At 72.1% G+C, this 13,404-nt stretch carries 11 protein-coding genes; 9 read left to right on the top strand and 2 right to left on the bottom strand.

The annotated features are described in order from the left end of the window. The 6 genes from ACIQ1J_RS14855 to ACIQ1J_RS14880 all read left to right on the top strand — a co-directional run bounded on the left by ACIQ1J_RS14855 (nt 1) and on the right by ACIQ1J_RS14880 (nt 6,323). Complete coding sequence (locus ACIQ1J_RS14855) at nt 1-1,497, top strand: B12-binding domain-containing radical SAM protein (protein WP_403557093.1); 1,497 nt, start codon at nt 1-3, stop codon at nt 1,495-1,497. Beyond that, complete coding sequence (locus ACIQ1J_RS14860) at nt 1,494-2,249, top strand: DNA alkylation repair protein (RefSeq protein ID WP_403557094.1); 756 nt, start codon at nt 1,494-1,496, stop codon at nt 2,247-2,249. The genes ACIQ1J_RS14855 and ACIQ1J_RS14860 overlap by 4 nt, the downstream gene beginning before the upstream one ends. Then, on the top strand, nt 2,246-3,292 hold the full coding sequence (locus tag ACIQ1J_RS14865; protein WP_403557095.1) for a DUF4872 domain-containing protein: 1,047 nt from the start codon (nt 2,246-2,248) through the stop codon (nt 3,290-3,292). Before ACIQ1J_RS14860 ends, ACIQ1J_RS14865 begins: the two co-directional genes overlap by 4 nt. Then, nucleotides 3,292-3,684, top strand: coding sequence for a pentapeptide repeat-containing protein (locus tag ACIQ1J_RS14870; protein WP_403557096.1), 393 nt, complete (start codon nt 3,292-3,294; stop codon nt 3,682-3,684). Before ACIQ1J_RS14865 ends, ACIQ1J_RS14870 begins: the two co-directional genes overlap by 1 nt. Before the next feature lie 52 nt (nt 3,685-3,736). Then, a complete protein-coding gene (locus ACIQ1J_RS14875; RefSeq protein WP_403557097.1) occupies nt 3,737-5,524 on the top strand; it encodes a carbamoyltransferase in 1,788 nt (595 codons plus the stop codon). Nucleotides 5,525-5,687: 163 nt separating this feature from the next. Beyond that, complete coding sequence (locus ACIQ1J_RS14880; protein ID WP_403557098.1) at nt 5,688-6,323, top strand: GyrI-like domain-containing protein; 636 nt, start codon at nt 5,688-5,690, stop codon at nt 6,321-6,323. A 223-nt stretch (nt 6,324-6,546) separates the two neighbouring features. Here the strand turns inward: ACIQ1J_RS14880 and ACIQ1J_RS14885 are convergent, their stop codons facing one another. Then, a complete protein-coding gene (locus tag ACIQ1J_RS14885) occupies nt 6,547-7,335 on the bottom strand; it encodes a hypothetical protein (RefSeq protein WP_403557099.1) in 789 nt (262 codons plus the stop codon). A 161-nt stretch (nt 7,336-7,496) separates the two neighbouring features. Further along, nucleotides 7,497-9,179 (bottom strand): PucR family transcriptional regulator, encoded by a 1,683-nt coding sequence (locus tag ACIQ1J_RS14890; RefSeq protein ID WP_403557100.1) that lies wholly within the window; start codon nt 9,177-9,179, stop codon nt 7,497-7,499. Nucleotides 9,180-9,480: 301 nt separating this feature from the next. On the opposite strand from ACIQ1J_RS14890, the gene ACIQ1J_RS14895 reads away from it, so the two are divergent. Genes ACIQ1J_RS14895 through ACIQ1J_RS14905 form a run of 3 tightly spaced genes read left to right on the top strand, consistent with a single transcriptional unit; the run spans nt 9,481 to nt 13,354 of the window. Beyond that, nucleotides 9,481-10,371, top strand: a complete 891-nt coding sequence (locus ACIQ1J_RS14895) for an FAD binding domain-containing protein (RefSeq protein WP_403557101.1) — start codon at nt 9,481-9,483, stop codon at nt 10,369-10,371. Then, nucleotides 10,371-10,967, top strand: a complete 597-nt coding sequence (locus ACIQ1J_RS14900; RefSeq protein ID WP_403557102.1) for a (2Fe-2S)-binding protein — start codon at nt 10,371-10,373, stop codon at nt 10,965-10,967. The genes ACIQ1J_RS14895 and ACIQ1J_RS14900 overlap by 1 nt, the downstream gene beginning before the upstream one ends. 2 nt (nt 10,968-10,969) lie before the next feature. After that, nucleotides 10,970-13,354 (top strand): xanthine dehydrogenase family protein molybdopterin-binding subunit, encoded by a 2,385-nt coding sequence (locus tag ACIQ1J_RS14905; RefSeq protein WP_403557103.1) that lies wholly within the window; start codon nt 10,970-10,972, stop codon nt 13,352-13,354. The last annotated feature ends 50 nt before the right edge of the window (nt 13,355-13,404 follow it).

Here is a 13,404-nt window from a genome sequence, read left to right on the forward strand (position 1 = left end):
ATGCGCGTCCTGCTGATCTCCACGAACAAGATCCGGGTCCCCCGGCCCGCCCTGCCGATCGGCATGGCGTACGTGGGTGCCGCCGTCCGGAGGGCCGGCCACGAGGTCGACGTCCTGGACCTGCTGTGGGAGTCACGCGAACTCAAGGCCGTCCGCGAGAAACTCACCTCCACCCGCTACGACGTGGTGGGCATCGCCGTCCGCAACCTCGACAACCTGACCTTCGTCGACCCGATCTTCTTCGGCCCGATGACCGAGAAGATCGTGCGGTGCGTCCGCAAGTACACCAGCGCCACCGTCGTCCTCGGCGGCTCGGGGTTCTCCGTGGAACCGCTGGCGTTCTTCGAGTACGCCCAGCCCGACTACGGCATCGCCGGCGAGGGTGAGGTCGGCATGGCGCAGCTGCTGCAGTACCTGGAGTCCGGCGGGTCCCGCGACGCCATCTCCGGCCTCTGCTACGTCGACGACGAGGGGGACTTCGTCCACAACCCGCCCAACACCGGCTTCGACCTCGGGGCGCTGGAGCCCGACCGCTCGCTGTACGACCCCCGGTACTTCGAGGAGGGCGTGTCCGCCGCCTCGGACCTCACCCGCGACACCCAGCCCGCCATCGAGACCCTGCAGACCAAGCGGGGCTGCAAGCTCTACTGCTCGTACTGCATCATCCGCAAGACCGAGGGCAAGGGGAACCGCTTCAAGGACCCGGTGGCGGTCGTCGACGAGATCAAGCGGGCGATGTTCGAGAACCCGGAGGTCAAGGAGTTCGAGATAGTCGACGCCACGTTCAACTTCCCGCTCGACTACGCGGCCTCCGTGTGCGAGGAGATGGTCCGGGCCAAGCTCGACGTCCCCTGGTACTGCCAGCTGACGCCCAACGCGGTCACCCCGGAGTTCGTGGAGCTGCTCGCCGCGGCCGGCTGCATCCGGGTCGACCTCGGCACCGACGCCTTCACCGACGAGGCGCTCGCCGACCTGATGAAGGGCTTCGACCTCGCCCGGGTCGTCGAGGTCGACCAGATGCTCACCACGAGCAGCATCGAGCACACCCACTGCGTGTTCCTGGGCGGCCCCGGCGAGACCCCCGCGGCGCTGCGCGAGTCCATCGCGTTCACCGAGCGGTACCTCAACCCCGCCCAGATCTACGCCAACCTCGGCATCCGCATCCTCAGCGGCACCAAGCTGCTCAAACAGGCGGTGAAGGCCGGAATCATGACGGAGGGCCAGGGCACCTTCGTCCCCGCCTACTACGTCGAACCGGACATCCTGCGCGACGAGGAGACCCTCGACTACGTCCGCAACTCCTACCTCGGCCACCGCAACTGGTACCTGTGGTGGGGCCTGAAGGGCCAGAACCTGCCGGGCCGGGCCCGGTACTCCGCCGAGACCGTCGCCGAGATGCAGCGGGAGTACACGTACGTGATGACCGACAAGCCCCGGCTGAGCCCCGCCCGGCCGAAGTCCAAGCCGGTGGCGCTGACCCTGGGGGCGCCCGCATGAACCACGAGGCCGCGGCCGCACAGCTGCGGGAGCTGCTGGCCGGGCGGGCGGACCCGGCGTTCGCCGAGGCGACGCAGCGCTACTTCCCCTGCCCCGTCCCGGCGCTCGGGGTGGGCAACGGGGAGGTCGCCTCGCTCGCCCGCCGCTGGACGGCCGAGCGCCCGGAGCTCTCGCCGGCCGACCTGCTCGCCGTCGCCGACGTCCTCGTCGCCCAGGCGAAGCACCACGAGGAGACGCTCTGCGGGTTCGCCCTGCTGCACCGGATCGCGAAACGGCGGCTCGGCGGGGAGCTCCTCGACCGGGCCCGCGCCTGGCTCGACCGGCACGTGTCGAACTGGGCGCAGTGCGACGACCTGTGCCTCAAGCTGCTCTACCCGTACTTCCTCGGCCATCTCGACGACATCCCTCGGACCCGCGAGTGGCTCGACGGCGGTCCGTGGGCGCGGCGGGCGGCGAACGTGGCGGTGGTCAAGTTCGTCCGCCGCCAGGTGGGCAAGGAGGTGTACGAACTGCCGCTCGACCACGCCCTTGGCAACTGCTCGGCGCTGCTCGCGGACGAGGACGTGTACGTCCAGAAGGGCGTCGGCTGGCTGCTCAAGGTCACCGCGCGGGAGCACCCCGAGGCTGTCCGGGAGTACCTGACAAAGCGGCGCCCGCAGATGCGGCGGGACACGTTCCGGTACGCGCTTGGGGGATTGGACGCGGCGGACCGGCGCGCCCTGATGGCACTCGGCAGAGGGGGACGCGCATGAGCGGCGGGGGTTACGTCCACCGGCCCGGCATCCACAGCGAGAGCGCGTGCCAGTGCAACGTCCTGGCCGCGCTCGGGCACGACATCGACGAGCACGTCGTCTTCGGCCTGGACGGCGGCTTCGGCTTCTCCTACTTCCCTACCCGGGGCAGCACCCCCGACATCGTGGTCGGGAAGCAGGTGGTCATGCCGCTGCGGGCGGCCCGGCTGCTCGGGGTCGCGGTCCACGCGCACACCCCGCGGTCCGCCTCCGGCCTCGCCGCGATCCTGGACACCGTGCCGGCCGCGACCACCCGCGTCGACATCGGGCTCCTGCCCTACTGGGGCCTGGAGGGCCGGGCCTCCTTCGGCGGGTACTTCGTCAACGTCGTCCGGGCCACCGGACGGGGCGAGTTCGAGGTCTCCGACCCGGCCCGCGACACCACCGTCCTGGTCCGGGCCGATGACCTCGACCGGGCCCGCTCCAGCCGCAACTCACCGCCCCTGAACCCCAACTGGCGCACCTACACCTTCAGTTCGCCGCGCAGCTCGCCGCGGCTCGAACTGGTCGCACCGGTCGCGGTGCGCACCCTGAGCCGGGAGGTCCTCAGGCCCGGCAGCCGGAGCCTCGGCATCCCCGCGATGAAGGTCCTGACGACGACCGCACCGTCCTGGCCGGCCACCAAACGCGGCGAGGTGGAGGACGTCGACCTCCAGGGCAACGTCATCACCGCGAGCGCGCTCGCCCGCCAACTCCTGCACCTTGGCAGGCAGATCGAGTCGTTCGGCACCGGTGGCGGGATGTTCCGCCCGATGATCGCGCGCTTCCTCACCACCGTGTCCGAGGCCTGCGGCAACCCGCACTACGCCGAGGCGGCCGACCTCTTCGAGCAGAGCGCGGAGCACTGGACCGGCCTGGGCAAGGCGCTCCTCGCGCGGAGTGCCGCGGCCGACGACGCCGAGCTCGGCGGGCTCGTCGACTGGGTCGTCGACGCGGTGCGCGCGGCCATGGAGCTGGAGAAGCGGGCCCTGGCGGGGCTGGCGGCAGTGCAGGGGAGGAGCTGATGGACGGTGACGAGGCGGTGCTGCGGCGGGGGCCCGCGGAGTGGAACGCTCACGCACGGCGCCGGAGGGCCGAGGGGGTCCGCGCCGACCTCCGCACGGCGGAGCTGCCGGGCGCGGACCTGGCGCACGCGGACCTCGCGCGCGCGGACCTGCGGGGCGCGGTGCTCGCGGGCGCGTACCTGATGTCCGCGGACCTGCGCGGGGCCGACCTGGACGGCGCCGACCTGAGCGAGGCGTACCTGATCCAGGCGGACCTGGCGAACGCGCGGCTGGTCGGCGCGGTGCTCGAGGGCGCGGACCTGAGCGGGGCCGACCTCACCGGGGCCTGCCTGGACCCGTCCTTCACCCGGTCACAGGTGATCTCCGACGTCCTCACCGTCTGGCCGGACTGACCACCCGGCCCGTCCCGCTCCCCACCGGCCCGTACACAGGCAAGGAGTGTCCATGATCATCCTGGGCTACAACGGATTCGGCAAGGCCGCGGAGCTCTTCGCGCGGCTCTACCGGGCCACCGGCACCGACCGCCACCTGCTGTTCGGCCACGACTCGGCCGCCGCCCTGATCGTCGACGGCACCCTGGTGGCCGCGGTGGAGGAGGAGCGGCTCAACCGGGAGAAGAAGACGTCGAAGTTCCCCTCGAACGCGATCGGCTGGGTCCTGGCGTCCGGCGGGATCACGCTCGATGACGTCGACCTGGTCGCGTTCTCCTGGCACTTCTCCGACGAGGTCATGGACCGGATGATCGGCGAGATCACCAGCGACGACGCCCTGAGCCCGTCGGACAAGTTCGCCGGGCTGGCCCGCCTCGCCGAGACCCACGACGCCCTGTTCAGCCGGGACGCGATCCTCGCCGACTTCCTCGAGCACACCGGCCACCGCCTCGAACCGAACCGCCTGGTCCAGGTGCCGCACCACCTCGCCCACCTGATGACCGGCCACCATCTGGCCGGCGGGCGCGACGCCGCCTTCCTCGTCAGCGACGGCCGCGCCGAGTGGCTGTCGGCGATCGCCGGGGAGATACGGGACGGCGAGCCGCGGATCTTCGACGACCTGTCCATCGACTCCCGCCACTCGCTGGGCATGCTGTTCTCCGTCGTCACCCGCTACCTGGGGTTCACGCCGAACAACGACGAGTACAAGGTGATGGCCCTGGCCGGCTACGCGCCGCCGCCGCAGTCCAATCCGCTGCTCGACCACGTGGTCACCCGGCTCCCCGACGGCACCTACCGGATCCCGTACCCGGCGAGCGCGGTGCCGGCCTACTACGCCCTGTTCGACCGCCTCTTCGACGGCGCCCCCGACCGGCGCGAGGACTTCGGCTTCCGGGTCCGGGTCGCCGGCGCCGCCCAGCAGATGGTGGAGGTCCTGACGGCCGCCCAGCTCGGCGTCCTGGAGGGCCGCACCGAGCAGTCCCGGCTGGTCTTCGAGGGCGGGCTCGCCCTGAACTGCGTCAACAACACCAAGCTCCTGGAGGGCTCCCGCTTCACCGACATGGACGTCAGCTTCGGCGCCTCCGACGTCGGCGTCGCGCTCGGCGCGGCCCTGCACGCCGCCCGTGAGGCCGGCGAGGACCTCCGGGCCGGCACGTCGCCGTACCTGGGGCCGGAGTTCGACCGCGACGACATCCTTGCCGCCCTCGACAAGTTCTCCCGGCAGGTCGAGTGGCGCGAGGTCGCGCCGGACCGCGTGCCCGAGGAGACCGCCGCGCTCCTGGAGGGCGAGAGCGTCGTGGGCTGGTTCCAGGGGCGGATGGAGTACGGCCCGCGGGCCCTCGGCAACCGCAGCATCCTCGCCAACCCCCGCTTCCCCGGGATGAAGGACCTGATCAACGAGCGGATCAAGCAGCGCGAGCCGTTCCGGCCCTTCGCACCGGTCGTCCTCGAGGAGCTGGCCCCCGAGGTGTTCGAGACCGGTCGGAAGACCGCCTCGCCGTACATGACGTTCGTCTTCCCGGTGCGCCCCGCGTACCAGGAGATCGTCCAGGGCGCGTGCCACGTCGACGCGACGGCGCGGATCCAGACCGTCACCGACGAGGGCAACCCGCCGCTGGCGGCCCTCCTGCGCCGCTTCCACGAGCTGACGGGGGTGCCGTGCCTGATCAACACCTCCTTCAACGTGGCCGGGGAGCCGATCGTCTGCTCGCCGGTCGACGCGCTGGCCTGCTTCCTGGGCACCGAGATGGACCACCTGGTCCTCGGGGCCTTCCTCGTCCGCAGGTCGGCGGGGTCCTGAGCGGGTGCGGGGCGTCCGCAAGAGTCTTCGGGGGCGTCCGGCGGTGATCCGGGCGGGAGTTCGGGCGGGCCTCCTTCGGGCGGGTCCCGCCCGCGGAGCCGCCGCCCGGGAGGGCGGCGTGTCATCCTGACCGGGCCTCCATCGCCTCCAGGAAGACCGCCTCATGCCGAGCGCACCGCCGAACTACGACGTCAAGAAGGACCTGCGGCACCTCTATGGCGCGAAACGCGCCATAGAGCGCGTGGACGTGCCCGAGATGGGCTTCCTCATGGCGGAGGGCGAAGGGAGTCCGAACCGGTCGCAGCTGTACAAGGATGTCGTCGAGGCGCTGTACGTCACGGCGTACGCCGTACGGGCCGTGGCGGGTGAGGAGGTGGGGCGCAAGCACACCGTCGGCCCGCTGGAGGGGCTGTGGTGGTCCGACGACCTCGCCGCGTTCACCGCGTCCCGCGACGAGGACGCGTGGAAGTGGCGGCTGATGATCGTCCAACCGGACTGGATCACCGAGGAGTTGTTCCGAACGGGCCTTGAGCGGGCCGTCGCTCGCAAGGACCCCGCCGCGGCGGACCGGGTCCGGTTCGGGCCCTTCCACGAGGGCCCCTGCGTGCAGGTCCTCCACCTCGGCCCGTACGACGAGGAGGGCCCCACCATCGCTCGCATGCACGACGAGTACATGCCCGCCCACAATCTGAAGCCCCGGGGCCTGCACCACGAGATCTACCTCTCCGACGCCCGCCGCACCGCCCCCGCCCGCCTCCGCACCGTCCTGCGCCAACCGGTCACCCCGACGGGTTCCTGAGCGCGCGGGTGGGCTCCGCCATCAGGTACCCTGCTCGCCTGGCTGCCCGGGCCGTCCGACGTCCTCGCCCTCCGCCGGGGGGCGCGCTCACCGACGTGCAGTCGCTTGCGCGGGTACTTGAGAAGTTCTGCCGAACCGCCACGCGCCATCCCCTCCATGCATCGCTGGCAGCTCGGAGGCAGTTCCGCTGCCCCGCTGGTGAGAGCCGCACCCTGAACCGACGTCACGCTGTCGCCGCGTCCGCGGCCGGCGGGGCCAGCTGCCGCGCCAGCCACGTCGGCACACCGCCCAGCAGCCGGAACAGCCGCCGCGCCTCCGCCCGCAGCCGCGACGCCTCCGGCTCCGACTCCGCGTCCGCGAGCGAGGCCAGCGCGGGGGCCGTACCGACGAGGTAGCCCAGTTCCTCGCGGATGCGCAACGACTCGGAGAAGCCATGCCGGGCCTCGGCCAACTCGCCTTCCCGCAGGGCGAGTCCGGCCAGATGTCGCCAGGTGGAGGACTGGAGCAGCGGGTCGGCGTGCGCGGTGGCGCCGGCGTGGGCGCGCCGGTACGCCGCTCGGGCCGCCTGCGGTGAGCGGGTGAGGTTCTCCGCGAGCAGCCCGCGCCGGAAGTCCAGCAGCGCCCGCCCCTCCGCCCCCGGCGCGATCAGCGCCGCCGCCCGGCCCAGCGCGGCCCGCGCCTCGTCGGACCGGTCGCGCACCCCGTGCACCGTGGCGGCGTACGCGAGTTGCCCGCGTTCACAGGCCGCGGCCCCGCGCTCGTCGTCGCTGTGGGCGAGCGCCTCGGCGGTGCGCAGCGCGTCCTCGGCCTCCGCCCAGCCCTGCTCGGTGTACAGACACCGCTCCACCAGCAGCGCGGTCCGCTGCAAGGCGGTGGCCGCGGTGACCGGCTCCAGCAGGGCCGCCGCGTCGGCCCAGCAGGCGCGCGAGCGCAACCGCCACACGGCGGTCTGGAGCGGATCGTCACCTTCGGTCGTTCCCCAACCAGAACCAGCCATGGCGGAATGCGCCACGTTGCCCTCCCCTTAGCACGCCATCGAGCTCTCGAGTGGTGGCCGCATCTCAGCACGGATCCGGCGGCCCGGCCAAGGGGATGGGTGAAATTTTTCACAAAGTGGGGGGACTTCCCGGTCCGGAGGTTTGGGAGCGACCGGGCCCTCCCGCGCCCCGCGGCTCAGCTCATCCGCAGTGCCAGGAAGAAATCCAGCTTGTCCTCCAGGCGCGACAGGTCACGCCCCGTCAACTGCTCGATCCGCCCGACGCGGTAGCGCAGCGTGTTGACGTGCAGGTGGAGGCGGCCCGCGCAGCGCGTCCAGGAGCCGTCGCTGTCGAGGAACGCCTCCAGCGTCGGGATCAGCTCGGCGCGGTGGCGGCGGTCGTAGTCCCGCAGCGGGTCCAGCAGCCGGGCGGTGAAGGCCCGGCGGACGTCGTCGGGGACGAAGGGGAGGAGGAGGACGTGCGAGGCCAGTTCCTGGTGGCCGGCCGCGCAGACCCGTCCGGGGCGCGCCGCGGCCACGCGCCGCGCGTGCCGGGCCTCCTCCAGCGCGCCGCGCAGCCCCTCGGCCGAGTGCACGGCCGCGCTGACGCCGAGCGTGACCCGCCCGTCGCCGTCCAGCCCCGCGGACAGCGGCAGCCGTACGGACTCCAGCAGCGCGTCCGCGAGGATGCCGGTCTCGGAGCCGTCGTGCTCGCTGGAGACCGCCGGCAGCGGTACGAGGGCGACGGCCTCGTCGCCGGTGTGCGCCACGGCGATGCGGTCGGACTGCTCGGGGCCCGTGGCGAGCGGGTCGACGAGGATCTCCTCCAGCAGGGTCTGGGCGACCGGGCCGGTCTCCGCCGAGTCGTCCTCCCACTCGACGCGGGCCACGACGACCTGCCAGTGCGGGGCCGCGCCGAGGCCCGGCAGCAGCACCGGCGCCGCCACCCGCAGGCGGGCCGCGATCTCGGCGGGCGCGGCGCCCGTCTGCACCAGTTCCAGGACCTCCTGCGCGAGCCGCCGCCGCACCGTGCGCGCCGCGTCCCGCCGGTCCCGCTCGACCGCGATCAGCTGCGTGACACCGTAGAGCAGGTCGAGCCGCTCCTCGGCCCAGTCCCCGGCGTCCGCCTCCACGACCAGCAGCCAGTCGGACAGCACCGTCTCGCGCGCGTCCCGGGCGGCGCCCGCGGCCTGCGCCGCACGCGCGCCGCCGCGCACCGGGAAGAGGCTGTACGTCGTGCCGCCCAGCGGCACCCGGTGCGGCGCGCGCCGGCCCGTGCGGGTGGCAGCGAGGTGATCCGCCGCCAGCTTCGCGCACAGCTCGGCGGAGAGCGCGGGAGCCGCGTCCTTCGGGCCGGCGACCGGCCGCCCCGTCGGGGAGAGCACCCAGGCCCGCAGGTCCAGGTCGGAGCCGAGCAGGTCCAGCACCACGTCGGGGCCGCCGCCCGCCGGGCCGGAGGTCATCATCCGGCGGTGCCGGTCCACCACGGCCGCGAGGTCCCCGGCACGCTCGCCGGAGACCTGACGGACGACGTGCTCGGTGATGGTCGCGAAGGCGACCGACTCGTTCACCGCGAACAGCGGCAGGTGGTGCCGCACGCACGCCGCCGCCAGGTCCTCCGGCACGCTCCCCAGCTCCGCCTCACCGGCGGCCAGCGCGGCCACCCCGGCCTGCACCAGGAGGCGGACGAACGGCTCGGAGTCGTCGGCGTCCCGGCGCCAGGCCAGGCCGGTGAGGACCAGTTCGCCGCCCGAGAGGTAGCGGCTGGGGTCCCGCAGGTCGGTGGTCATCACGCCCCGGACGGAGCGGTCCAGCTCGTCCTCGCCGCCGAGCAGCTTGAGGCCCAGCGCGTCGGTGTCCAGCAGTGCGCGCAGCCGCATTCTCGTCGCCGCCGTTCTTTGTCTCGAAGTGTTCCAGGTCACCGGGGGCGTGCCACCCGCTTTCCGGAGGGACCAGAGGAAAGCAAGGAGGCTATTGAGGGCTTCCTTTCATACGAATCTACAAGATGCCCGCCCTGGCCAGCGAACTCCTTCATGGTTTCTGCGACTGACCCTGGTGGAGCACCGGGCGGTGTACTGATGTCACTCCACGTGAACAGCACATGAACGAGCCGGGCCCGCCGCACACGGATTGGCTCAATCTGTACGACTCACCAGACGAAGACGAAGAAGAGAGCCGGTCATGGACTTCCTTCGCCCCGCCAGCTGGGAGGAGGCGCTCGCCGCGAAGGCCGAGCACCCCACCGCTGTGCCGATTGCGGGTGGCACCGATGTGATGGTCGAGATCAACTTCGACCACCGCCGGCCCGAGTACCTCATGGACCTGAACCGCGTCGGCGACCTCTCCGAATGGGAGGTCGGCGAGGACTCCGTACGGCTCGGTGCCTCCGTGCCCTACACCGGGATCATGGAGAACCTGAGCACCGAGCTGCCGGGTCTCGCCCTCGCCTCGCACACGGTCGCCTCCCCGCAGATCCGCAACCGCGGCGGCGTGGGCGGGAACCTCGGCACCGCCTCCCCGGCGGGCGACGCCCACCCGGCGCTGCTCGCCGCCGGCGCGCAGGTCGAGGTCGAGTCGGTACGCGGCAAGCGACTGATCCCGATCGACGAGTTCTACACGGGCGTGAAGCGCAACGCGATGGAGCCCGACGAGCTGATCCGCGCCGTGCACGTCAGGAAGGCCGACGGGCCGCAGCAGTTCTCCAAGGTCGGCACCCGCAACGCCATGGTCATCGCCGTGTGCGCCTTCGGTCTCGCCCTGCACCCCGAGACCCGTACCGTCCGCACCGGCATCGGCTCGGCCGCGCCCACGCCCGTCCGGGCCAAGGCCGCCGAGGAGTTCCTGAACGCGGCGCTCGCGGAGGGCGGCTTCTGGGACAACGGAAAGATCATCACGCCGTCGGTGGCCAAGCAGTTCGCGGACCTGTGCTCCGCCGCCTGCAACCCGATCGACGACGTCCGGGGCACCGCGAGCTACCGCCGCCACGCGGTCGGCGTGATGGCCCGCCGGACGCTCACCTGGACCTGGGAGTCGTACCGCGGCGCCCGCCGCACCGAGGAGGGAGCCGCGTAATGCGTGTCAACTTCACTGTCAACGGACGTCCGCAGGAAGCCGACGACGTGTGGGAGGGCGAGTCCCTGCTGTACGTGCTGCGCGAGCGGATGGGCCTGCCCGGCTCCAAGAACGCCTGCGAACAGGGCGAGTGCGGCTCCTGCACGGTCCGTCTGGACGGCGTTCCGGTGTGCTCCTGCCTGGTCGCGGCCGGCCAGGCGCAGGGCCGCGAGATCGTCACCGTCGAGGGCCTGGCCGACTTCGCCAAGGAGCGCGCCGAAAGCTGCGCCACCGGCGCCTGCGGCAGCGGCGCCGCCAAGGGCACCACGCTCGACGAGGCCAAGCGGTGGCAGGCCCGGGGCACCGACTCGCAGACCGGTGAGGGGACCGAACTGGCCCCGATCCAGCAGGCGTTCATCGACGCCGGCGCCGTCCAGTGCGGCTTCTGCACGCCCGGCCTGCTGGTCGCCGCCGACGAGATGCTGGAGCGCAACCCGAACCCGACCGACGCGGACATCCGCGAGGCACTGTCGGGCAACCTGTGCCGCTGCACGGGCTACGAGAAGATCATGGACGCGGTCCGCCTGGCCGCGGCCCGTCAGTCCGAGGGGGTCTGAACATGGCTGCCAACGGCGCACCCACCAAAATCACCCAGGGGTCCCAGACCAAGGGCGGCATCGGCGAGTCCACGCTCCGCCCGGACGGCACCCTCAAGGTCACCGGCGAGTTCGCCTACTCGTCCGACATGTGGCACGAGGACATGCTCTGGGGCCAGCTCCTGCGCTCCCCGGTCGCGCACGCGGAGATCGTCTCCATCGACACCGGCGAGGCCCTCGCCATGGCGGGCGTCTACGCCGTCATGACGTACGACGACCTGCCCACCGAGGTGCGCAACTACGGCCTGGAGATCCAGGACACCCCGGTCCTCGCGCACGGCAAGGTACGCCACCACGGCGAGCCGGTCGCGCTCGTCGCCGCCGACCACCCGGAGACCGCGCGCCGCGCCGCCGCCAAGATCAAGGTGGAGTACCGGGAGCTGCCCGTCATCACCGACGAGGCCTCCGCGACCGCCCCCGACGCGATCCTGGTCCACGAGGACCGCGACGACCACCACATCGGCCACGTCCCGCACCCCAACATCGTGCACCGCCAGCCGATCGTCCGCGGCGACGCCGACGAGGCCGCCGAGCGGGCCGACGTGATCGTCAAGGGCGAGTACTACTTCGGCATGCAGGACCAGGCCTTCCTCGGCCCCGAGTCCGGACTCGCGGTGCCGTCCGAGGACGGCGGCGTCGAGCTGTACGTCGCCACCCAGTGGCTGCACTCCGACCTGAAGCAGATCGCCCCGGTCCTCGGCCTGCCCGAGGACAAGGTGCGGATGACGCTCTCCGGCGTCGGCGGCGCGTTCGGCGGCCGCGAGGACCTGTCGATGCAGATCCACGCCTGCCTGCTGGCGATGCGCACCGGCAAGCCCGTCAAGATCGTCTACAACCGCTTCGAGTCCTTCTTCGGCCACGTGCACCGCCACCCGGCGCGGCTGTACTACGAGCACGGCGCCACCAAGGACGGCAAGCTCACGCACATGAAGTGCCGGATCGTCCTGGACGGCGGCGCCTACGCCTCCGCCTCTCCGGCGGTCGTCGGCAACGCCTCCTCGCTGTCGGTCGGACCGTATGTGATCGACGACGTGGACATCGAGGCCATCGCCCTCTACTCCAACAACCCGCCCTGCGGCGCGATGCGCGGCTTCGGCGCGGTCCAGGCGTGCTTCGCCTACGAGGCGCAGATGGACAAGGTGGCCAAGGAACTCGGCATGGACCCGGTGGAGTTCCGCCGGATCAACGCCATGGAACAGGGCACGATCATGCCGACCGGACAGCCGGTCGACTCCCCGGCCCCGGTCGCCGAGCTCCTGCGCCGCGTCAAGGCGATGCCGCTGCCGCCGGAGCGCCAGTGGGAGTCCAGCGAGGGCGCCGACGTACGGCAGCTGCCCGGCGGCCTGTCCAACACCACGCACGGTGAGGGCGTCGTCCGCGGCGTCGGCTACGCGGTCGGCATCAAGAACGTCGGCTTCTCGGAGGGCTTCGACGACTACTCCACCGCCAAGGTCCGCATGGAGGTCGTCGGCGGCGAGCCGGTGGCCACCGTGCACACGGCCATGGCGGAGGTCGGCCAGGGCGGCGTCACCGTGCACGCGCAGATCGCCCGCACCGAGCTGGGCGTCACCCAGGTGACCATCCACCCGGCGGACACCCGGGTGGGCTCGGCCGGCTCCACGTCGGCCTCCCGGCAGACGTACGTCACCGGCGGTGCCGTGAAGAACGCCTGCGAGCTGGTGCGCGAGAAGGTCCTGGAGATCGGCCGCCGCAAGTTCGGCTCCTACCACCCGGCCTGGGCGACCGCCGAACTCCTCCTGGAGGGCGGCAAGGTCGTCACCGACGGCGGCGAGGTCCTGGGCGACCTGGCCGACGTGCTGGAGGGCGAGGCCGTCGAGGTCGAGGAGGAGTGGCGGCACCGGCCGACCGAGGCCTTCGACCTGCGCACCGGCCAGGGCAACGGCCACGTCCAGTACTCCTTCGCCGCGCACCGCGCCGTCGTCGAGGTCGACACCGAACTCGGCCTGGTCAAGGTCATCGAACTGGCCTGCGCCCAGGACGTCGGCAAGGCGCTCAACCCGCTCTCCGTCATCGGCCAGATCCAGGGCGGCACCATCCAGGGCATGGGCATCGCGGTGATGGAGGAGATCGTCGTCGATCCCAGGACCGCGAAGGTCAGGAACCCTTCCTTCACGGACTACCTGCTCCCCACGATCCTCGACACGCCGACCATCCCGGTCGACGTGCTCGAACTCGCCGACGACCACGCCCCGTACGGGCTGCGCGGCATCGGCGAGGCACCCACCCTGTCGTCGACTCCGGCGGTCCTCGCGGCCGTCCGGAACGCGACCGGGCTGGAGCTCGACCGCACGCCGGTACGACCGGAGCATCTGACCGGTACGGCGTGAACAGGGGGGTGTCGTTCGGATCAGGCCGGCTCCGGGCAACGGTGCCTCGC

The sequence above is a fragment of the Streptomyces sp. NPDC097107 genome (assembly GCF_044762405.1).
Taxonomy (GTDB): domain Bacteria; phylum Actinomycetota; class Actinomycetes; order Streptomycetales; family Streptomycetaceae; genus Streptomyces; species Streptomyces thinghirensis.